The sequence below is a fragment of the Streptomyces sp. NPDC043896 genome, from assembly GCF_056435605.1.
On the sequence record NZ_JBWKEE010000026.1, the window covers coordinates 52,532 to 74,223 of the forward strand.

The 21,692-nt window shown below is 72.9% G+C and carries 15 protein-coding genes; 7 read left to right on the forward strand and 8 right to left on the reverse strand.

What is annotated here, in order from left to right; all coding sequences use genetic code 11:
• Window positions 1–126: 126 nt before the first annotated feature.
• Window positions 127–1,848: an MFS transporter gene (locus AC069X_RS30855; protein WP_478733685.1), complete on the forward strand. Its 1,722-nt coding sequence runs from the start codon at window positions 127–129 to the stop codon at window positions 1,846–1,848.
• A 98-nt stretch (window positions 1,849–1,946) separates the two neighbouring features.
• The gene (locus AC069X_RS30860; RefSeq protein ID WP_478733687.1) at window positions 1,947–3,131 is read left to right on the forward strand and encodes an acyl-CoA dehydrogenase family protein; all 1,185 of its coding nucleotides are present in this window, start codon (window positions 1,947–1,949) and stop codon (window positions 3,129–3,131) included.
• A gap of 17 nt (window positions 3,132–3,148) precedes the next feature.
• Here AC069X_RS30860 and AC069X_RS30865 read toward each other — a convergent pair whose 3' ends face one another.
• Window positions 3,149–3,607: a cell division protein SepF gene (locus AC069X_RS30865; RefSeq protein ID WP_478733689.1), complete on the reverse strand. Its 459-nt coding sequence runs from the start codon at window positions 3,605–3,607 to the stop codon at window positions 3,149–3,151.
• Window positions 3,608–3,890: 283 nt separating this feature from the next.
• Here AC069X_RS30865 and AC069X_RS30870 point away from each other — a divergent pair, with 283 nt between their 5' ends.
• The 4 genes from AC069X_RS30870 to AC069X_RS30885 all read left to right on the forward strand — a co-directional run bounded on the left by AC069X_RS30870 (window position 3,891) and on the right by AC069X_RS30885 (window position 7,765).
• Window positions 3,891–5,243 (forward strand): DUF5685 family protein, encoded by a 1,353-nt coding sequence (locus AC069X_RS30870; RefSeq protein ID WP_478733691.1) that lies wholly within the window; start codon window positions 3,891–3,893, stop codon window positions 5,241–5,243.
• A 94-nt stretch (window positions 5,244–5,337) separates the two neighbouring features.
• On the forward strand, window positions 5,338–6,147 hold the full coding sequence (locus AC069X_RS30875) for a DUF1684 domain-containing protein (protein WP_478733693.1): 810 nt from the start codon (window positions 5,338–5,340) through the stop codon (window positions 6,145–6,147).
• A 162-nt stretch (window positions 6,148–6,309) separates the two neighbouring features.
• On the forward strand, window positions 6,310–7,194 hold the full coding sequence (locus tag AC069X_RS30880) for a S1 family peptidase (protein ID WP_478733695.1): 885 nt from the start codon (window positions 6,310–6,312) through the stop codon (window positions 7,192–7,194).
• Window positions 7,195–7,285: 91 nt separating this feature from the next.
• Entirely contained in the window at window positions 7,286–7,765 is a 480-nt protein-coding gene (locus AC069X_RS30885) for a hypothetical protein (RefSeq protein WP_478733697.1), read from the forward strand.
• 30 nt (window positions 7,766–7,795) lie between these two features.
• Here AC069X_RS30885 and AC069X_RS30890 read toward each other — a convergent pair whose 3' ends face one another.
• From AC069X_RS30890 to AC069X_RS30920, 7 genes are all read right to left on the reverse strand, one after another.
• Complete coding sequence (locus AC069X_RS30890) at window positions 7,796–8,692, reverse strand: DUF4231 domain-containing protein (RefSeq protein WP_478733792.1); 897 nt, start codon at window positions 8,690–8,692, stop codon at window positions 7,796–7,798.
• 73 nt (window positions 8,693–8,765) lie between these two features.
• Window positions 8,766–12,743 carry an FxSxx-COOH system tetratricopeptide repeat protein gene (gene fxsT / locus AC069X_RS30895; RefSeq protein ID WP_478733699.1) on the reverse strand — a complete coding sequence of 1,326 codons (3,978 nt, stop codon included), beginning with the start codon at window positions 12,741–12,743 and terminating at the stop codon, window positions 8,766–8,768.
• On the reverse strand, window positions 12,740–14,155 hold the full coding sequence (locus tag AC069X_RS30900) for a TIR-like protein FxsC (RefSeq protein ID WP_478733794.1): 1,416 nt from the start codon (window positions 14,153–14,155) through the stop codon (window positions 12,740–12,742). Before AC069X_RS30900 ends, fxsT begins: the two co-directional genes overlap by 4 nt.
• 43 nt (window positions 14,156–14,198) lie before the next feature.
• The gene (locus AC069X_RS30905) at window positions 14,199–15,101 is read right to left on the reverse strand and encodes an AAC(3) family N-acetyltransferase (RefSeq protein ID WP_478733701.1); all 903 of its coding nucleotides are present in this window, start codon (window positions 15,099–15,101) and stop codon (window positions 14,199–14,201) included.
• Window positions 15,098–17,353: a radical SAM/SPASM protein FxsBH, inactivated beta-hydroxylase extension form gene (gene fxsBH / locus AC069X_RS30910; protein ID WP_478733703.1), complete on the reverse strand. Its 2,256-nt coding sequence runs from the start codon at window positions 17,351–17,353 to the stop codon at window positions 15,098–15,100. Before fxsBH ends, AC069X_RS30905 begins: the two co-directional genes overlap by 4 nt.
• A gap of 29 nt (window positions 17,354–17,382) precedes the next feature.
• On the reverse strand, window positions 17,383–17,547 hold the full coding sequence (fxsA, locus tag AC069X_RS30915) for an FxSxx-COOH cyclophane-containing RiPP peptide (RefSeq protein ID WP_478733705.1): 165 nt from the start codon (window positions 17,545–17,547) through the stop codon (window positions 17,383–17,385).
• Between the two features lie 242 nt (window positions 17,548–17,789).
• A complete protein-coding gene (locus AC069X_RS30920; protein ID WP_478733796.1) occupies window positions 17,790–18,641 on the reverse strand; it encodes an alpha/beta fold hydrolase in 852 nt (283 codons plus the stop codon).
• A gap of 323 nt (window positions 18,642–18,964) precedes the next feature.
• On the opposite strand from AC069X_RS30920, the gene adhE reads away from it, so the two are divergent.
• The gene (gene adhE / locus AC069X_RS30925) at window positions 18,965–21,628 is read left to right on the forward strand and encodes a bifunctional acetaldehyde-CoA/alcohol dehydrogenase (RefSeq protein WP_478733707.1); all 2,664 of its coding nucleotides are present in this window, start codon (window positions 18,965–18,967) and stop codon (window positions 21,626–21,628) included.
• Window positions 21,629–21,692 lie beyond the last annotated feature (64 nt).

Genomic DNA, 21,692 nt, shown 5'->3' on the forward strand with positions numbered 1-21,692 from the left:
AACTCGCGTACGCTGACCCTTCACTCGCGTGTCGATGCCGGACCCCGTGACGCCGCACAGCGCACCACCCGCGGCGACCCACGACGCTGTCCGCCGAGTGCGAGGGACCACCTGGGAGGTACATGCATGTCGGGGACGAACACGGCCGGCGACAGGAAGCCCTCCCTCTGGCATCGGCTCTCCGCCGCCTCCGGCGGGGCCAACCGGTGGGTCGTCCTGGCCGTCCTGTGCGTCAGCCTCGTGCTCGTCGCGCTCGACGCGACGATCCTGCACGTGGCCGTCCCCTCCGTCACCGAGGACCTGCGCCCCGGCGCGCAGGAGCTGCTGTGGATCGTGGACGCCTACCCGCTGGTCTGCGCCGCGCTCCTGATCCTCTTCGGCACCCTCGGCGACCGGGTCGGCCGACGCCGGATCCTGCTCCTCGGCTACACCCTCTTCGGCGTCGCCTCCGCGATCGCCGCGCTCGCCGACAACGCCCAGGTCCTGATCGCCGCGCGCGCCCTGCTCGGCATCGGCGGGGCGATGATCATGCCGGCCACCCTGTCGATCCTGCGCCAGGTCTTCCCCGACCGGCGGGAGCGGGCCCTGGCCATCGGCATCTGGACCGCCGTCGCCGCGATCGGCGCCGCCAGCGGCCCCGTACTCGGCGGGTTCCTCGTCCAGCACTTCTGGTGGGGCTCCGTCTTCCTGATCAACATCCCGCTGATGGCGCTGATCCTCCCGGTCGGCCGCTGGCTGCTGCCCGAGTCCAGGGGCGCGGCCGACGGGCCCTGGGACGTGCTCGGCGCTCTGATGGCCGCCGCCGGCGTGCTGGGAGCGGTGCTCGGCATCAAGCACCTCGGCGCGGAACGCCGGCTCACCGACCCCGAGGCGCTGGTCCCGCTGGCGCTCGGCGTGCTGGTGCTGGTCCTCTTCGTACGCCGGCAGAAGCGGCGCGAGCACCCGCTGATCGACATGCGGATGTTTGCCCGGGCCGCCTTCTCCACCTCCGTCGGCTGCATCGTGCTCGCCATGCTGGCGCTGGTCGGCCTGGAGCTGCTCGCCGTCCAGTACCTCCAGCTGGTGCTGGAGCTCAGCCCGCTGGAGACCGGCCTGCGGCTGCTGCCGCTCACCTTCGCCGCCATGGCCGCCGGTGCCACCGGCTCCTACACCCTCCAGCGGGTCGGCCCGCGCACCATGGTCTCGCTGGGTTTCGTGCTCACCGCCGGGGCCGTGCTGCTGCTGACGCTGATGGGCCAGCACGACCGGCCCGTCCTGCTGACCGTGGGCTTCATCCTGCTCGGCTTCGGGCTCCAGACCACCCTCTTCGCCGCGTACGAGTCCATGCTGAGCGAGGCGCCGGCGGACACCGCCGGCGGCGCCGCCTCCATAGGCGAGACCTCGTACCAGCTCGGTGCGGGCATCGGCATCGCCCTGCTCGGCAGCGTGATGAACGCCGCCTACCGGCCCGGCCTGCTGGACGTCCCGGGGGTCGACGCCGAGGACGCGGCGGGCGCCGCGAACTCCCTCGGCGAGGCCTACCAGATCGCCGCCCACCTCGGTGGTCCGGCGGGGGAGTCCCTCTACGCGGCCGCCCGGAACTCCTTCGTCCACGGGCTGCACGTCAGCCTCGTGGTCAGTGCCTGCCTGCTGCTCGCGGGCGCCGTGATGGCGCTGAGGCTGCCGCGCACCATGGACCACTCCGAGCCCTCCGCATGCGGCGCGGCGGACGCGGAGGCCGGGACCCCCGTACGCGTGCCCGCGCAGCCCTCGGGACCGGACCGGCCGGCCGCCGGGGCGCGGATCCCGGCCCCGGCACAGCCCGAACGCGATCCGGCGGTCGGCGGCAGGCCCGGCCGCCAGGGCTGACCGGGGCCTCCGGCGCAAGCCGGGGGTGGACCCGGGGCCGGACCGGCGACAAACTTGCACCGCTAGGTTCCGCCCCACGTGGCCGCCGGGAGGCCCCCTTGTCCGCGCCGAAGACCCCGTTCGCCCCCACCGATCCGCTCGGACTCGACGAGCTGCTCGGCCCCGAGGACCTCGCCGTCCGCGACACGGTCCGCTCCTGGGCCGCCGACCGGGTCCTGCCCCACATCGCCCAGTGGTACGAGGACGGGGAGCTCCCGCAGATCCGCGAGCTGGCCCGGGAGCTCGGCTCCATCGGCGCCCTCGGCATGTCCCTGACCGGCTACGGGTGCGCCGGCGCGAGCGCCGTCCAGTACGGCCTGGCCTGCCTGGAGCTGGAGGCCGCGGACTCCGGGATCCGCTCGCTGGTCTCCGTACAGGGCTCCCTCGCCATGTACGCGATCTGGAAGTACGGCTCCGAGGAGCAGAAGCAGCGCTGGCTGCCCGGCATGGCCGCGGGCGAGCTGATCGGCTGCTTCGCGCTGACCGAGCCCGACATCGGCTCCGACCCGGCCGCGATGCGCACGTACGCCAAGCGCGACGGCTCCGACTGGGTGCTGAACGGCCGCAAGATGTGGATCACCAACGGCTCGGTGGCCGCCGTGGCCGTCGTCTGGGCCCAGACCGACGAGGGGATCCGCGGCTTCGCCGTCCCCACCGACAGCTCCGGCTTCTCCGCGCCGGAGATCAAGCACAAGTGGTCGCTGCGCGCGTCGGTGACGAGCGAGCTGGTGCTGGACGACGTACGGCTGCCCGCGGACGCGGTGCTGCCGGGTGTCACGGGGCTCAAGGGACCGCTGGGCTGCCTCAGCCACGCGCGGTACGGGATCATCTGGGGTTCCATGGGCGCGGCGCGCGCCAGCTTCGAAGCGGCGCTCGACTACGCGAAGACGCGGGAGCAGTTCGGCCGGCCGATCGGCGGCTTCCAGCTCACCCAGGCCAAGCTCTCCGACATGGCCCTGGAACTGCACAAGGGCATCCTGCTCGCCCACCACCTGGGCCGGCGCATGGACGCGGGCACCCTGCGGCCGGAGCAGATCAGCTTCGGCAAGCTCAACAACGTCCGCGAGGCCATCGACATCTGCCGCACCGCGCGGACCATCCTCGGGGCCAACGGGATCTCCCTGGAGTACCCCGTCATGCGGCACGCCACCAACCTGGAGTCGGTGCTCACCTACGAGGGGACCGTCGAGATGCACCAGCTGGTCCTGGGCAAGGCGCTCACCGGGCTCGACGCCTTCCGGTAGGCCGGTGAGTGCCTTGATCAGCTCTGGTTGAAGAAGTCGCGGGCGCGGCCGCCCGCCTCGCCGCTGACGATCTGGGTGTCGGCCGGGGTCAGGAGGAAGACCCTGGTCGCCACCCGCTCGATCGACCCGCGCAGACCGAAGGTCAGGCCGGCCGCGAAGTCGACGACGCGCTTGGCGTCGGTGGGGTCCATGGACGACAGGTTCACGATGACCGGCACGCCCTCGCGGAACAGCTCGCCGATCCCGCGCGCGTCGCGGAAGCCGTCCGGGGTCACGGTCGCGATGCGCCGGCCGCGCTCGACCGCGGAGTCCGACGCCACCTTCACGCGGGGGTCGGTGACCCACTGGTCGCCGGGGCCGGAGACCGAGCCCTGCTGGCGCTCCACCGCCTCCGCGTAGTCGTCGTCGTAGTACCGCTCGTCGTCGCTGTCCTCTACGAGACCCAACCAGGCACTCGCCTTGCGTACCGAACCCATGGACGCCTCCTTTCACCGTGGCCAGTCTGTCTTTTCTCCGCTGCCCCTATGGTCGTCCATGATGCTGACAACGCGCCAAGTGGATAGCCGCCGCGCAGAGGTTTCGTGACGGGACTGGTGCAGAACATCCGTTGCAAGGTCGAGCTTCCCGGTCGCTACCGCTGCTGACTGAGTGAAAATACGACCGCCGCCGCCGGAAGGGTGAGGCGCTGGGGCGTACGAGTGATCCGCCTGGCTGGATACGATGCCCCGGAAACACGCGTATGACACACGGGGGAAGCGGTTGTTCGGCATAGTCAGACCCTGCGCGCACCGGCTGGGCGAGCGCTTCAAAGCGGAGTGGATGGCCCATCTGTGCGGTCTCTGCCTGGCACTTCGCGGTGACCACGGCCAGTTCGCCAGGATCGTCACCAACTACGACGGTCTGCTCGTCTCCGTTCTGACGGAGGCTCAGTCCGGTCCGCTCCCCGGCGCCCGGCGCACCGCCGGGCCCTGCCCGCTGCGCGGCATGCGCACCGCGCCGGTGGCCAACGGTGAGGGCGCCCGGCTCGCGGCGGCCGTCTCGCTGGTGCTGGCCTCGGCGAAGGTGCGGGACCACGTGGCCGACCGGGACGGCCTGTTGGCCCGGGCCCCGATCGCCGCCGCCGCGCGCAAGGTCGCCCGGGGCTGGGACCGGGCCGGGGCCCGCACCGGGGCCTCGCTCGGCTTCGACACGGCGGTGCTCGTGGACGCCGTGGACCGCCAGGGCGGCATCGAGACCCTGGCGGGGATCGGCACGCCGGTGCTGGTGGTCACCGAGCCGACGGAGACCGCCACCGCGGCCGCCTTCGCTCATACCGCGGTCCTCGCGGGGCGGCCAGGCAACGCCGCGCCCCTCGCCGAGGCCGGCCGCTACTTCGGGCGGCTCGCGCACCTGCTGGACGCCGTCGAGGACCGGGCCGCGGACGCCGAGGCCGGCGCCTGGAACCCGCTCACGGCCACCGGCACCCCGCTCGCGGAGGCGCGCCGGCTGTGCGACGACGCCCTGCACGGCATCCGGCTGGCCCTGCGCGAGGTGGAGTTCGCCGACGCGGGGCTCGCCCACCGGCTGCTGGTGCACGAGCTGCGCACCTCGGTGGACCGGGCGTTCGGTGCCTCCTCGTGCGGGCACGCCGCCGCGAACTCCGCCGGGCAGGGCTTCGGGGCCCCACAGGGCGGACCGTACGGCGGACCGCAGGGCGGACCGTACGGCGGTCAGTACGGCGGGAACCAGCAGGGCGGACCGTACGGCGGGCACCACCAGGGGAACCAGCAGGGCCCGTACGCCCCGGGCGGGCCGGGGATGCCGCCGCCGATGGGTCCCGGAGGTCCGTGGGGCCCGGGAGGCGGCGGTCACGGCGGGGTGCCCCCGCAGAAGCCGCGCCGCGGGCTGCTGGCCGGCTGCGCGATGGCCACCTGGATGTTCTGCACCTGTCAGCTCTGCTGCACGGAGCACGAGGGCCCCTGGTCCCGCAAGAAGCGCGACCCGTGGTGCGACGCCTGCGAGTGCTGCGAGTGCTGCGACGGCAACCCCACCCACGGCGGCACCGGGGGCAGTGGTGGCGGCAGCGGGGGCGGAGGCGGCGGTTGCTGCGACTGCAACTGCGGCTGCGACTGACTGGGACCGCTCCCTGAGTCGTCGTCAGTTCCCTCAGGTCCGGACGGGTTACCGGGAGGTTCCCGTCCGGCCGGTGGGGGAAGGGCTGAGCGGCATGAGCGACGACACGGCCGGCACGGCATGGCGGGAGTGGCACGAGCAGCGGGTGGCCGCCGTCTCGGCCCCCTACGGACCCCTCGCCCTGACGGGGACCCACTGGCTCGCCGACTACCCGGAAGGTCGACTTCCGGCCGTTCCGGGTCACTGGCGCGCCCGTGACGGCGGGGTCGTCCTGACCGCTTCTGCGGCGGACGGCGTCGCACTCGACGGGCACTCCCTCACAGGGGAGGCCGCCCTCGCCGCGGACGAGGGACGGCCCGCGCTCGCCCGCCTCTCGGCCGGGGAGGTGCGGCTCGTGGTGATCCGGCGCGAGGGGCAGTGGGCGGTCCGCGTCTACGACCCCGCCGCCGCGGCCCGGCGCGCCTTCGGCGGCATCGAGGCCACGCCCTACGACCCGGACTTCGTCCTGCCGGGGCGCTTTCGCCCCTACCCGGAGCGGCGGACCGTCGAGGTGGAGAACGCCGACGGGCGCGCCCGCGGCCTCGGCCTGGGCGGCGAGCTGACCTTCACCCGCGCCGGCGCCCCGTACGCCCTCCAGGTGGCCGTCGACGAGGACGACGGCAGCCTCTGGGCCGTCTTCGGCGACGCCACCAGCGGTGGTTCCAGCTACCGCTTCCGCTTCCTGCACCCCGGCAGCCCCTCCCCGGACGGGTCCGTCACCGTGGACCTCAACCGCGCCCAACTCCCGCCCTGCGCCTTCGCCGACCACTTCATCTGCCCGTTCCCGCCGCCCGGGAACACGCTGCCCTTCGAGGTCGCCGCCGGGGAGCGACGGCTGAAAGGCGCCCTTGCCGCCGCCGGCTGACGCCAGGACACTCCCGTTCAGCGTCACCCGGCGGACTTGTCAGGGCCACGTCGAGTCGTACGGCTACCCGGCCGTGCGCCCCCAGTTGCCCCCACCGCCGCTCACGGGCTCCGGCACCCCCACCCGAGCCGGGCCCCCGACCCCCACCCGGGAGGACGTGAAGTGAGGACCAACAGCACCACCCGCCTCCGGCTGCTCGCCCTGGCCGCCGGCCTGGCCGCCACGGCGGCCCTCGCCACCCCCACCGCCGCCAGCGCGGACGACGACGGCACGGGCTTCGGCGCCGCCCGGCTCGCCGCCGCGGGAGCCTCCGTCCTGCGCGCCGACGTCGCGGGCACCGCCTGGCACACCGATCCCGCCACCGGGACCCTCGTGGTCACCGCCGACTCCACCGTCACCGCCGCGGACATCGCCAGAATCCGCCGCGAGGCGGGCGCCGACGCCGCCGCGCTGCGCATCGAACGCACCCCAGGCAAACTGACCAAGCTGCTCTCCGGCGGCGACGCCATCTACGCCAGCAGCTGGCGCTGCTCGCTCGGCTTCAACGTCCGCAGCGGCTCCAACTACTACGCCCTGACCGCCGGGCACTGCACCGAAGGCGCCGGCACCTGGTGGAGCAACTCCGGCCGCACCACCGTCCTCGGCAGCACCGCCGGCTCCAGCTTCCCGAACAACGACTACGGCCTCGTCAAGTACGCCAGCAACAGCCCGGTCCCGCCCGGCACCGTCGGCGGCCAGGACATCACCAGCGCCGTCAACGCCACCACCGGCATGTCCGTCACCCGCCGCGGCTCCACCACCGGCACCCGCAGCGGCTCCGTCACCGGCCTCAACGCCACCGTGAACTACGGCGGCGGGGACATCGTCTACGGGATGATCAGGACGAACGTCTGCGCCGAACCCGGCGACAGCGGCGGCCCCCTCTACTCCGGCACCCGCGCCGTCGGCCTCACCTCCGGAGGCAGCGGCAACTGCTCCTCGGGCGGAACCACCTTCTTCCAGCCCGTCGTCGAAGCCCTGAACGCCTACGGCGTCAGCGTCTACTGACCGGCGCCCCCGGCGCAGGCCCCCTGGACGTCCTCCCTCCTTCTGGGAGGATGTCCAGGATGTCCAGGGCGTCCACGGGGGAGGAACTCGGATGAAGCGCATCGGCGTGACCGGGCACCGGTCGATTCCCGACGAGGTGCTCGGTCACGTGGAGCAGGGCCTGCGGGCCGTCCTCGGCGGCCACCAGGGCCCCCTGGAGGCCTTCTCCAGCCTCGCCGACGGAGCCGACCAGCTCTTCGCCGCCCTCGCCCTGGAATACGGCGCCGACCTCACCGTCGTGATCCCCAGCGGCGACTACGAGGACACCTTCGAGGACCCCGGCGCCCTCGCCGCCTACCGGCGGCTGAGGCGCCGCGCCGCCCAGGAGGTCCGGATGGCCTTCCCCCGCTCCACCGACGAGGCCTACTACGCCGCCGGCACCTACATCGCCGACTGCTGCGACCGGCTCGTCGCCGTCTGGGACGGCCTCCCCGCACGCGGGCACGGCGGCACCGGCGAGATCGTCGCCTACGCCCGGGCCCTCGGCAAACCCGTCACCGTCATCTGGCGCGAGGGCGTGACCCGCGACTGAGCCGCCGCCGGGCCACACCCCGCCACGGCCTCAACTACTGTGCCGGGCCAGCCAGTCCGTGTGCTGCGGCGACACGTACCGCTCCGTCTCCCACACGGCCGACGGCCACTCCGACTCCGTGATCGTCGTCTGCATCACCACCATCATCGCCGCCAGGTCCTGCTCGATCAGCGTGTGCGCCTCGATCAGCGGATGGCGGCGGCGCACCTCGTTCCAGGCGATCCCCGCCGCCGCGGCCGCGCTCAGCAGCCCCGCGGCCCCGGGCCCCGGACCCGAGCCGAAGGCCCCCAGCAACGCCAGCAGCAGCGCCAGACAGGTCAGCAGCACGATCGTCCACGACCACAGCGCCGTCGTCCGCCGCGCCCCCTCGCTCCGGCGCCGGTACCAGTCGCGCTGCTCGATCAGCCGGTCCCGGACGTACGTCTCCCGGCGCACCTGGTAGTCCAGCCCCCGCAGCCGCCGCATCGCCCCGGTGACCTCCGCCCCCTCCGGGACCAGGCCCGCCGGCCGCGGATCCCGCCAGCCCATCTTCCGCAGCTCGTCCAGCCCCTTCTCCAGCCGCGCCCGGTACACCTCCTCCGGTGCGACGGCCCCGGACCCGAAGGGCGCCCCGTGCACGGCGTAGCGCCACGCCAGGGACTTGATGAACTCGGCCGCGCTGCGGTTGAGCTGCCACTGCGGACGGGCCCGCCGTCGCGTCGCCCGTACGCCCACGGCCAGCACCCCCGCGTACGCCAGCGCGCTCAGCGCGGCGAACACGTGCAGCCCGCCGACCGCGGGCCCGGCCGGCAGGGCTGCGGCCCCGGCCGCCGCGACCAGCAGGAACAGCTGGGCGCGCGTGGCCCGGGTGGACTCCCGCTGCCGGGAGACCGCCGCCTGGTCGGTGTGGTGGAAGAGGGCCGGCAGGTCCTCGTTGCGAAAGGTCATGCTCTCGGTCACGGCGCCCCCTGCGCTCGTTCCCGGGCGGCGGGACCGCGAAGCCCCGCCGCCCGCCGTCGGATCACACCGCGAGCGGCTCCAGGTCCCGGTGGACCCGCCGCTCGTCACGCGCGTACCGGGTCAGACCGTGGTCCTCCCCGAGCAGCCGCGTCAGTTCGGCCACCGCCTCCGCCCGCACCCGGGCCGCCTCCTCCTTGCGGCCCATCATGTCCAGGCTGACCGCCATGTTCGACGCGCACGCCAGGGTCTCCGGATGGTGCGCCCCGAGCGCCTCGCGCAGCCGCACCACCGCGATCCGCTCCAGCTCCAGCGCCCCCTCCGGGTCGCCCAGATCGGCCCGCGCGTTGGCCAGGTTCAGGTGCGCGAAGATGGTGTGCGGGTGGTCGTCGCCCAGTACCTCGCGCATGACGCGGATCGTCTGCCGCAGCATCGTCTCCGCCGTGTCGGCGGCGCCCGTGCCCCAGTGGAAGACCGCCAGGTTGTTGACCGCCGCCAGGGTGTACGGGTGCTTCTCGCCCGGCACCTTCATGTACTCGTCCACCACCTCCTGCGCCAGGTCCCGCGCCGCCCCCGGATCACCCGTCGCGAACAGGTCCGACGCCAGGTTCAGCTCGCACGCCAGCAGGTCCGGGTTGACCGAGGTGTACTTGGCCCGGTACCGGTTGCGGGTCGCGGTCGTCAGCCGCAGCGCGTTCTCCAGCTCCCCGGCCCGCCGCAGCGACACCGCCAGGTTCTTCGCCGCCGACAGCGTGCCCGGGAACGCCCGGCCCAGCTGCCGCTTGTAGATCTCGTACGTGCGGCTCAGCAGCTGCACCGAATCGTCGTACCGGCCCACCTCGCGCAGGTCACGGGCCAGGTTCTGCGCCGAGGACAGGGTGTACGGGTGGTCGGTGCCCAGTACCTCGGTGCGCCGGTCGAAGACCTCCTGGTCGATCTCCCGGGCCCGCGCGTACTGCCCGACCATCCGCAGGTTCAGCGCCAGGTTGTTCGCCGCGGCCAGGGTGCGCGGGTGCGCGTCGTGGAAGATCTGCCCGAAGCCCTCGTGCGCGGCCGTCGCCAGCTCCATCGCCTCCCCGTACCGGCCCAGCGCGCCCAGGTCCATCGCCAGACCGCTGGTGGTCATGTACGTGTGCGGGTGCGAGGGGCCCAGCGCGGCCCGCTGCCGCTCCAGCGTCACCTCGTCCAGCTCCTTGGCCTCCACGAACCGGCCTTGCGAGCGCAGGATGTTCGACAGGTGGAACCGCAGGTACAGGTACTGGAGGTCGTCGCTGCCCAGCATCTCCCGCCACGCCTCGCGCAGTTCCTCGCCCAGCGCGTACGCCGCCTTGAAGTCACCGCGCTTCCACAGGTACCGCACCCGGTCGATCAGCAGCCGCCGGGTCTCCGGCTCCACGCAGAACCGGGCCTCCGACGGATTCAGGTGCGGCCAGATCGTGTTGAACCGCGGCCAGGTCTCCGGGTTGTCTATCGGCTCGTCGTCGTCCGGCCGGGCACCCGCCAGGATCCGGTGCACCGCGTGCCGCGCCTCCCGCTGCTCCTCCTCCGACAGCTGGGCCCGGATCACCGCCTGGACCAGCCGGTGCACCTGGATGCTGTTGCCGACCTGGTCGACCTTGGCCATCGCGAACCGGCCGATCTCCCGGATCACCCGGCCCAGCACCAGCTTCTCCTGGAGCGAGGAGTCGTACGGCTTGAGCGCGTCGATCATCTCCTTGCTGTAGAGCAGGTTCGCCGATATCGGCTCCGGCGCGAAGAACGCGCACAGCTGGAGCAGCCGCACGGCGGCGGGGGACCGGGACTGGAGCCGCTCGATCGACACGTTCCACGTCGCCGCCACGGGCTGCGGGTACCCGGCGGGCTGGTTCAGGCCCAGCACCCGCGCGGTCTGCTCGGCCAGCTGCTCCAGGTACGCGGACACCGGCGTCGCCGTCTCCGCGATCCAGGCGCCCGCCTGCTCGACGGCCAGCGGCAGGTCGCCCACCGCCACGGCCACCTGCTCGGCGTCCTCCTGGGTGAGCCCCGGCGCGCGGCGCTGGAGGTGCTCGATGGACTCCTCGCGCAGGAACACGTCCACCGGCAGCGCGTCCCCGTACTGGGACCAGGACTGGTTGCGCGAGGTCACCAGCACGTGCCCCGGGCCGCCCGGCGGGAAGAACCGCTTCAGCGTCTCGGGATCGTCCGCGTTGTCGAAGACCAGCAGCCAGCGCGAGGACGGCACCCCGCGCCGCAGCAGGTCGATCGCCTCCAGGGAGGCGGCCGACATGTCCTCGCCGGTCTGCGCGCCCAGCCGTACGGCCAGCTCCGCGAGGGCCGCGACCACGTCGTCCGTCTGCTCCGAGGAGATCCACCAGACCAGGTCGTAGTCGGCCATGAACCGGTGCACGTACTCCAGCGCCACCTGGGTCTTGCCCACGCCGCCGAGCCCGTACAGGGTCTGCGGCTGCGGCAGCACCACGGCCATGCCGCCGCCGAGCTGGTCGCGCATCCGCTCCAGCACGATGGACCGGCCGGTGAACCCGGGGTTGCGGGGCGGCGCGTTCCAGATCTTCGGGACCGTGCCGGGGAAGCGGGGGCCGGGCTGGGAGGCGCCGGCGACGGTGTCCGCGAGCGCCGTCGGCCGCTCCACCGCGCGCAGCAGCGCGGCCGTGGCGTGCACCTCGTCGAGCCGGAACAGGTCCACCGGGTTGCGGTCGATGTACGGCGTGGCCAGGCGTACGTCGCCCACCCGCAGCGGCACCAGGTGGCGCCTGCCCCCGGTCGGGTCCTCGGCGGCCGCCCGGTTCCACACGTCCACGGCCCGGGCCGACTTGAGGTAGGCGCTGGAGAGCAGCACCACGGTCCGGGCCGCGGTGTCCGCGCCGAGGCCCGTCCCGCCGAGGGTGTCGCGGGCGGCCGCGTCGGGCGCGCGCTCGGCGGAGACGTCCTTGGGGACGACCCGGAAACCGGCCCGGGTGAGCACCGACTCGATCCAGTCGGCCCACATCCGGTTCTCGGCGACGTAGGAGAGGAACAGGTCGGCGGGCAGCGCCGGGCGGCGCCGGGTGAAGGCGTCCCGGATCCGCAGCCGCACCTCCTCGCCGATCACCGGCATGGAGGTGATCTCGCCCCCGGTGACCACCGTGGTGAGCCGCTCGAAGGCGGACAGCAGGGAGTTGGTGAGCCCCGCCTCGTCGCCGAAGGTGGCCAGGGTCTCCTCGTAGGCGTAGTAGGGGCGGTACGGGATCTCCACCGCGCCCCAGTACGAGGTCAGTTCGTCCCCGACCAGGCCGTTGGGGAAGCGGTCGAACTTCAGCCGGGCCAGGGCCCGGCCCGCGTCGGCCTTCTCCTTCTCGCCCTCGTCGATGCGCATCGGGACCGGGTAGATCTTGATCCCGCGGTCGTTGAACCGCTCGTCGATCTGCCGGGCCACCGAGGCGGCACCGTCGATGGACTGGTCGGACAGGGTGAAGCAGTCGACGAGGACGTCGGGGAGGTGGACGGTGCAGATGTCGGCGATGTCGGACAGGCCGGTGCGGCTGTCGATCAGGACGTAGTCGTAGTTGGCCTTCATGTCGGCGCGCAGCGCGTCGAAGAAGAGGCCGCCGCCGAGCCGGTCGTAGAAGTTGTCCCAGTCGAAGGTCGACACGGTCGCCGAGTACTCGCGGTTCTGCCGGCCCGCCGAGACGAAGTCGAGGGTGCCGCCGTCGGGGAACTCCCAGCCGTGGGTCTCCGGGGTGAGGGAGACGGCGTGCGGCTGTATCCGCGCGTAGTCCTTGTGCCAGTCGGCGGCGCGCTGCACGGGGCTGGTGGCCGCCCAGGCGTACTCGCTGATCAGGTCGATGACCCCGGTGGTCGCCCCCAGGGTGGAGGGGTCCAGGAAGGGGTGGAAGAAGCGGTGCAGGCCCGGGGCCTCCAGGTCCCAGTCCACGGCGAGGACCCGCTTGCCGTTGGCCGCGAGGATCCAGGCGGTGTTGGCCAGCGCCATGGTGCGGCCGGTACCGCCCTTGTACGAGTAGAAGGTGACGATGCGTCCGTCTCGGCTGTCACGACTGGCTGTCATCCGCGTCCCCCCGGGTCTGTGTCGGTGTCTTCGCCGTGCTCGTCGGTCTCGCCGTTCGCGTCGTCGTGCCGCCGCGCGTGCGGGAAGGGGGCCGGCGGTGGCAGCGCCGGCCCGCTCATGCCCATCGGGCCCACCAGCCGCGGGCGTTCGGTGGAGGCGTTCCCGGCCGGCAGGTACACCTGGGCGTGTCTGAGGTACTGCTGCGCGGCCGCCTCGACCACCTGGGGCAGGATCTGGCCGAGCGTCTCCATGTTGGCCACGCCGTTGGCCGCGGCCCGGCAGGCGGCCCGGCCCTGGCCCATCTTGACCGGCAGGGTCTCCTCCAGCCGGTGGGCCAGCTCGGTCTCCTTGGCCCGGCTCTGGTGGTCGTACCGGTTCCACGGCACCACCACGTTGATCCAGGGGCGGTGCTCCTGATCGAAGGCGGCGAGGCGCTGGCGGCGCTGCTCGTCCTCCACCGCCCAGCGGTCCACGATCAGGATCTCGGGGCGGGTGGGCGGCTGCTTGCTGTCGAAGTGCCCGGCCTCGTCGTCGAAGGAGGACATGGTGGTCTGGTAGTTGAGGTTCCTGACCAGGTCCTCGGCCACGTACGCCACGGGCCGCCGCGAGGCCGGGTGGTACGGGTTCCAGTCCAGCGCGCTGTCGCCGTAGTACTCGGGGCTGCGGCCGTCCGGCAGGTCGTGGCGGGAGGCGGCGGCCACGGTCACGTGGAGGGTGCGGGTGGGGCCGCCGCCGGGAGCGGGACCCTGGCCGGGGCTGTGCCCGAAGGCGCTGGGCACCAGCCGGTAGTCCAGCGGGCGCACGGGGTGCAGGCGGACGGTCTCGGCGACCCGCACGATCCGCCGGGCCAGTTCGTACACGGCCTGCTCGTACTGTTCGGCGTACCCGCGCAGTTTGATCAGCCCGTACAGTCCGTCGGTGACGTAGCGCTCGCCGAAGGTGTTGTGGTTGAACTGCAACCGCTCGGCGGGGCCGGGCAGCTGGGAGGGCGGCACGGGGACCCACAGGGCGGGGACGATGGCCTCGGCGGCCGGCTGGTTGCTGACCGCGCCGTGCTGGATGGTGCGCTGCGCGAAGGCGAACCACTCCTTCCCGCACATCTCGCTGGCGAAGTAGCGCGGCGAGAACAGGGGGACGAAGACCCGGCAGGTGGCGAGTGCCGCGCCGAGCCGTTCCGACCAGCCCTCGCCGCTGCGTATCTCCCGGTCCATGAAGCCGGCCTCGGATCCGGCGGGCAGGTCCGTCAGCGCCATGATGTGGCCGCACAGGTCACGGAAGAGGCGCTCCACCCACATGTCGGGATCGGGTCCTCCGGGCCCGAACCTCGGTGTATGCGCATAACTGAGGAAAAAGTACGGCTGCACTGATGCGGGCACACGACCCCCGTCCCGAAGCTGCGAGCGAAGAAACATCATTCCGGAGCTGCTTCGCCACATCCCCTCATCGTTCAGTCATTCAGCGTCTGTTTTCGGTCATCCAGGCCAGGGCGTGGTCGACGGCGTGCGGAATCGAGAAGAACACGGCGGACGTCCCTCCCACCCGCCCCCTGCGCACCAGAGAATCCGGGAATGACCGGCCGATCTCCTCGAAATCCCCGTCGTCCAGCGCGACGTCCTCGTACGTCTTCCACTCCCCCTCGGGGGAGCGCCCTCCCCGCCCCTCCCGGCCCTCCGGAAGGTTCACCTTCACCACACAGTCGTACATGCGCAAGGGGGGCTTCGGAATTCGGTACTCCGCGAGATGGAAAGCAGTACAGGCCGAAAATCCCACATTGATCATGAGTACCTGTCCTCCCTCCCAGCACAGTTTTCCCAGGGGTGACTCCTCACCCAGGTGGCTTTCCGTGCGGTGCCGCGCGCACAGCCGGTGCGCGTCCGCTCCGAGCGCGGCGAAGGAGGTCTGCGGGTGCCCGCTGCGGGCGGAGCCCGGCGTGGTGCGGACGACCTCGGCGAAGACGCCCACGCCCTGGCTCGGGGTGAGGTCCGGGTCGAAGGGCTCCATCCGCTCCCGGAAGGCCGCCAGCCCGGCCTCGTCGAGACCGGCGGTGCGGGCCAGGTGCGCGGTGGAGGTGAGGGAGTTCTCCGCGGTGAAGGCGGGGACGACCAGGGTGCCCCGGGGGCCGAGGAGCCCGGTCAGGGCGTCGCGCAGGGTCTCGGCGCGCAGCCCGGTGCCGCCGAGGGCGGCGTGCACGAGCAGCCGCTGCCCGGGCCGCACGCCGAGCAGCCGCAGCTGGGCGGCGAGCTGGTAGCGGCCGGGTGGGGCCGGTGGGGCCGGGGCCGGCGGGGTGTTCGGGGCGCCGGGCGCGGCTGGTGGGCGGAGCCGGCCGGGTGGGGCCGGTGGGCCCGGTGGGGCGGTCATGCGTCGACCGCCTTCAGTTCCCAGCGCAGCTCCTCCACCAGCCGCTTGCCGCTCACCGTCAGCTCCGCCGCCTCCGACAACCGGTCCAGGGCCCGGTGGATCCGGTCCGTACCGCCCGGCTCCTGCGTGCCCGTGGCCCGGCGGTACGCCTCCACCACGACCCGCTCGTGCACGTCGGCCAGCAGCCGTGACACCGGCACCGGGTGCGTCCGCCAGGGCGAGGGGTGCTGCCAGGCCCCGTCCAGCGCGTAGAGGTCGGCCACCTCGGTGAGCTCCCGCAGCCGGGCCCGCCGCCGCCCGGTCAGCAGGGCCAGCGCCGTCTCCCTGACCCCGGCGTCGTACGGGACCCCGAGCGCGCCCGGCCCGTGCCGCCCGGCCTCGCCCCAGCCCCCGGCCCGCGGGCCGCCGGCGAGCGGGGTCAGGGTGCCCAGCCCGGCGGTGGCCGCCCGCGCGAACCCGGGGACGGTGCGGTGCAGCAGTGCCCGGGCCGCGTCCAGGCGGCCCCGCCACTCGTCGGCCTCCCCGGCGCCGAGCCGCAGCCGCGGCGGGCGGGCGAAGCAGTTGCGGTACGGGTCCAGGTCCTCCAGCGCCACCGCCGGCTCTCCCGGCCCGGGCGACCAGGTCCGTACGGGCAGCCAGCGCGCGTCCCCCGCCGCCGGGCCGAAGCGGTGCTCGGTACGCCCCGCCCGCACGACCGCGTACCCCTCGCCGGTGGCGTGCAGCAGGGCGCGGCCCCGGGTGCCGGGTTCCCCGAGCCGGAGCAGCCCCAGCGTCGGCAGGTACACCTCCCCGTCCCGGTAGGACACCTCGGCCGGCAGCTCCAGCCCGCCCCGCAGTACGGCGGCGGCCGTCAGCGCGGCCAGCCTGCGGGCCGCGGCCGGGCCGTCCGGGCGGCCCTCCCGCACGGCGTCCAGGGCCTCCAGCACCCAGGTCCGCGTGAACGGGTGGCCCAGTACGGCGTCCAGCGCCTCCGCACCCGCCTCCCCGGCCTCCTCCACCCCGGCCAGCACCTCCCAGGCCCGGCTCCAGCCGGTGTCCCCGGCGAGGTCGCCGTGCAGCCGGGCCAGCAGGACCCGGGTCAGCTCCTCCTGGGACCGGGCCAGTCCGGCCGGGTCGGACAGCTCGGGCGCGGTCTGCCGGGCGGCCGTGCGCTCCTCGACCCCGTCCACCAGCTCGCGCAGGTCGGAGCAGTACACGGAGGGGTTGTCGAAGCCGTTGTCCTCCCGGTAGCGGTGCGTGTAGAGGCCGCCTCCGCACGAACGTACGACAGGGCAGCGGCGGCACGTGTCGCTGACCCCCGCCAGCCCGAGCTGCCGGGCCCGGACCCCGGGATGCGCGGCGACCTCGTCGAAGGCGTGGGCGAAGACGTCGAACCCGGTGGCGGCGGCCCCCTCGAAGGCGCTCTTGAGGGAGTCGGCCTGCTCCAGCGTCCCGTCCGTCTCCACCACGACCAGGTCGGTCGGGGCCAGTCCCAGGGACTCCGTCAGGCTGGGCCCGCCGCGCAGCGTGGACAGCAGCGACTCGAAGAGGCGTACGGGCACGGGCCGTTCCAGCCGCTCCCAGTGGTCGAAGACCCGCAGCAGCCAGCGCGCGTACGCGTCGGGCGCGCCGTCGGGCCGCTCCGGCGGGGTCTCCCAGGTGGCGTGGGGGAGCAGGAAGTCCACCCGGGGCGGTTCCAGCGCGACCAGGGCGTCCAGTACCGCGACGGGGTCGTTGGCCACGTCCACGGTGCACAACAGGCCCTGGTAGAGGTGACGGTAGGGCGCGGAGCGCAGCAGTTCCAGCGCGGCGAGCACCAGGGGATGGCTGGAGCGGCCGTCGGCGAAGCGGCGGTGGCGGTCGTTGGCCGTGCGGTCCCCGTCGAGGGAGACGCCGACCCGGACGCCGTACTCGGCGAAGAGGTCCAGGTAACGGCGGCTGAGCTGGAGCCCGTTGGTGTGGACGCGCAGGTCGAGCTCGGCGGTGCCGGCGAGCGCGCGGGTGAACTCCTCGCACACGAGCCGCAGTCGGCCGGGGCCGGCCAGCAGGGGTTCCCCTCCGTGGAGGATCACCGTGACGGAGGGGAGCGCATGGTCACGGGCATGTTCGGCGAGCCGCGACGCGGTCTGGGAAATGACTCCGGGGGAGATCACTTTCGGCCGGGCTCGCCAGCTCTGATCTGCGTGTTCGTAGACATAGCAATGATCACAAGCGAGATCGCATCTGCTGTGAACCTTCAGGACGATCTCGCGGAAAGCGATCGTGCGGGTCATTCCACCAGTCTAGAGCTCATAACGGACCGTCAGAGCGCGGAGTTGAAGATCGGTGTCTGAACGCGACGGCCGGATTCCGAGGGAAGGACGCGTTCGAGGGCCGCGGCCGCGGAAGAGCTGCGGACGTCGATCTTCGCGAGCGGGACGCGACGGTCCTTGACCGTGCTGGTCGGGGGGGTTGCGGAAGTGTTCACGACACCGTCCTCGGGGAGGCCATGTGAAATGGGCGGGAAAGACACCAGCGCGCTGCTGCTGTCAAGCGTGGACTTTACTCGTCCACACCCCATTGGCAACCGAGGCATGACGCCTGGTCAAGCGTTCTATGGAAAGCGTGGTCCATTTGTCGAGGGCCCGCATTCGGCCGTTCGCCGCAGCGCGGCGTCCCGTTTTCCGGGGGGTGGCCGCGGATCGCGTCGCCGCAGGCCGGAGGGCCTTCCTACGCGGGCTGCTGCTCCTCCAGGGGTTCGCGCAGGAGCCAGGTGAGTACGTCGGGCAGCGCGCGCAGTGCCGCGAAGTGCGCGGCGTCCGGGTCGATGGTGGTGGTGGCGCCGGGGATGCGGCGGCCCAGCCAGCGCGCGTGGCCCACGGGGGAGAAGACGTCGAGCTCCCCGTGCCAGATCAGCACGGGGCAGCGGATGCCGGCGGGGTCGAAGCCCCAGGGGCTGCTGAAGGCGAGGATGTCGTCGATCCAGCCGTATGCCGAAGTGCGCACGCCCTCGCGGTAGTTGCGCAGCAGCATCGACCGCAGGCCGGCGTCCGAGACGATCATGCGGTCGCTGGCGGTCAGCTCCCGGCGCAGTTCGTCCAGGAGCCGGCCGGGGTCCTGGGCGATGCCGGCGGCGCGCGGGATCAGCCGGGCCGCCAGCTCGTCGGGGTCGTCGGTGGCGGTGGTGTACTCCCGGACGTTCGAGGCGGTCATCCCGGCGAACCAGTCCAGGTCCTCCGCGTCCCGGGGGGCGAGCGGGACCAGGGCCGCCGTCCGCGTGACCCGCTCCGGCAGCAGGGCGGCGCAGGCCAGCGCGCCGGGGGCGCCGCCCGAGCGGCCCGCCACGGCGAACGTGTCCAGCCCGAAGGCGTCGGCGATCGCGGCCACGTCCTGGGCCACGTCGGCGACGGTGCGGCCCGGGTGGCGTTCGGAGCCGCCGTAGCCGGGCCGGTCGTAGGCGATGAGCTGTGTCCGCCGCTGGTAGAGGACCATGCCGCGGGGCGCCGGGCCGAGCCGGCTGCCGGGCATCCCGTGGAGCAGGAGGACGGGTTTGCCGTCCGGGTCGCCCCAGCGCTCCGCCATCAGGGCGCGTCCGTCCGCGGTGCGCACCTCTTTGCGCACGCGCTCCCTCCCTCACGTCCGGCGCGGGTGGTCAGGCCGATTGTGCTCCCCGGTGGGGGAGCGCGGTAGGGCGCACTTGGAGGGAAATTCTTGTGAAACCTTTCACAAGCGCGCAGGGGTCTTTGGTCCTCGGGTGTTCGCGCAGGTGGAAGCCCTGACCGGGGGCGGGGGAGTGGAGGCGGAGGGACCTTCGGGCTACCGAAGAGGGCCTTTTCGGCGAGGCGGCTTCCGCTTTCGGGTGTGGAATTGAGCCATCAGGATTTCGAATTGAAGGAGTTCCCGCCATGCAGGCCAACGAGAGGGTGGACGCGCTGGTCGAGGGGGCGCAGGAGGCGCTCCGCCGGTTCGAGTCGTTCAGCCAGGAGCAGGTCGACCACATCGTCAAGAAGGCCTCCCTCGCCGCGCTGGGGCAGCACGGCGAACTCGCCCGGCTCGCCGTCGAGGAGACCGGCCGAGGCCTCTTCGAGGACAAGGCGGTGAAGAACCTCTTCGCCTGCGAGCACGTGGTGAACTCGATGCGAGGCCTGAAGACCGCCGGCGTCGTCCGCCGTGACGAGCTGAACGGCATCACCGAGATCGCCGAACCCGTCGGCGTCGTCTGCGCGATGACCCCCGTCACCAACCCCACCTCGACCACGCTCTTCAAGGCACTGATCGCGCTGAAGACCCGCAATCCGATCGTCTTCGCCTTCCACCCCTCCGCGCAGAACTGCTCCGCCGAGGCCGCGCGCGTCGTGCGCGACGCGGCCGTCGCCGCCGGGGCCCCGGAGAACTGCGTCCAGTGGGTCACGACCCCCTCCATGGAGGCCACCGCCGCCCTCATGAACCACCCGGGCGTCTCCACCATCCTCGCCACCGGCGGCAACGCCATGGTCAGGGCCGCCTACTCCTGCGGGAAGCCGGCCCTGGGGGTGGGCGCGGGCAACGTGCCCGCGTACGTCCACAAGAGCGCCAGGCTGGGCCGCGCGGTCCACGACATCGTGCTCTCCAAGACCTTCGACAACGGCATGATCTGCGCCTCCGAGCAGGCCGTCATCCTGGACGCCGAGATCTACGAGCAGGGCATCGCCGAGTTCCGCCGGCTCGGCGCGCACGTGGTGACCGCCGCCGAGAAGACCAAGCTGGAGGAGTTCGTCTTCGGCACCACCGCCCACGCGGCGGACTGCTCCGGAGCGAAGCTGAACGCGGCGGTCGTCGGCAAGCCCGCCCACTGGATCGCCGAACAGGCCGGCTTCCGCGTCCCGGAGGACACCTCGGTGCTGCTCGCCGAGTGCGCCGGGGTCGGCGAGGGCGAGCCGATGACCCGCGAGAAGCTCTCCCCGGTGCTGGCCGTGCTGAAGGCCGCAGACACCGGTCACGGCGTCGAACTGGCAGCGGCCATGGTCGAATTCCACGGACTGGGGCACAGTGCGGCCATCCACGCCGAGGACGAGGAACTGGTCGAGGAGTTCGGCAGGCGCGTCAAGGCCGTCCGCGTCATCGCCAACTCCCCCTCCGCCTTCGGCGGCATCGGCGACGTCTACAACGCCTTCCTCCCCTCGCTGACGCTGGGCTGCGGCTCCTACGGGCACAACTCCGTGTCGGACAACGTCTCCGCGGTCAACCTCGTCAACATCAAGCGGATCGGGCGCCGCAACAACAACGTGCAGTGGTTCAAGGTCCCGCCGAAGATCTACTTCGAGCGCAACTCCATCCGCTACCTCGGCGAGATGGAGGGCATCGGCCGGGTCTCGATCGTCACGGACAAGACGATGGTCGCCCTCGGCTTCGTGCGGAAGGTCACCGACATCCTCCAGGCCCGCGAGGGCGCGGTCGCCGTGCAGGTCATCGACGACGTCGAGCCCAACCCGCAGCTGTCGACCGTACGGGCGGGCGCCGCGCTGATGCGCGACTTCGGCCCCGACACCATCATCGCCCTCGGCGGCGGCTCGCCGATGGACGCGGCGAAGATCATGTGGCTGATGTACGAGCGCCCCGAGGTGGAGTTCGCGGACACGAAGGAGAAGTTCTTCGACATCCGCAAGCGCGCCTACACCTTCCCCTCGCTCGGGGAGAAGGCCCGCCTGGTGGCCATCCCGACCACCTCCGGAACGGGCTCGGAGGTCACCCCCTTCGCCGTCATCTCCGACCCGGCCGCCGCCCAGAAGTACCCGCTCGCCGACTACGCGCTGACCCCGGACGTGGCCATCGTCGACCCGGTCCTGCCGATGAACCTGCCGCCCGCCGTGACGGCCGACTCCGGCTTCGACGCCCTCACCCACGCCACCGAGGCGTACGTGTCCGCGTACGCCAACGACTACACGGACGGGCTCTGCCTCCAGGCGATCAAGCTGATCTTCGGGAACCTCCGCAGGTGCGTGGCCGACGGCCCCAACGACCCCGAGGCCCGCGAGAAGATGCACAATGCCGGGGCGGTGGCGGGCATGGCCTTCGCCAACGCCTTCCTGGGCCTCGTGCACGCGATGGCCCACACCCTCGGCAACACCTTCCACGTCGCCCACGGCCGCACCAACGCGATCCTGCTGCCGCACGTGATCCGCCACAACGGCACCGTCGCGTACAAGGCCACCCCCTGGCCGAAGGCCGAGGTCTACCGGGCGCCGGAGCGCTTCCAGGAGATCGCGCGGGCGCTCGGCCTGCCGGCCGCCACCCCCGCGGAGGGCGTGGAGTCCTACGCCCGGGCCGTCGAGGAACTGCGCGCCGACTGCGGGATCCCCGCCTCCTTCGCGGAGGAGGGCGTCGACGAGCGGGCCTTCACCGAGGCCCTGCCCGTCCAGGTCATGAACGCCTACGCCGACCAGTGCGCCCCCGCGAACCCGCGGATGCCGATGATCGACGAGATGCGGCAGCTGATGCTCCAGGCGTACTACGGCAACCGCACGGGCCGGCCGGACGCCGCGCGGCCGGACGCCCCGTCACCGGACGCCGCGCAGCCTGACGCCGCATAGCCGGACGCCGCGCGGCCGGACGCCCCGTAGCCCGGCGCACCCGGAGAACGGCCTCCCCGCGCAC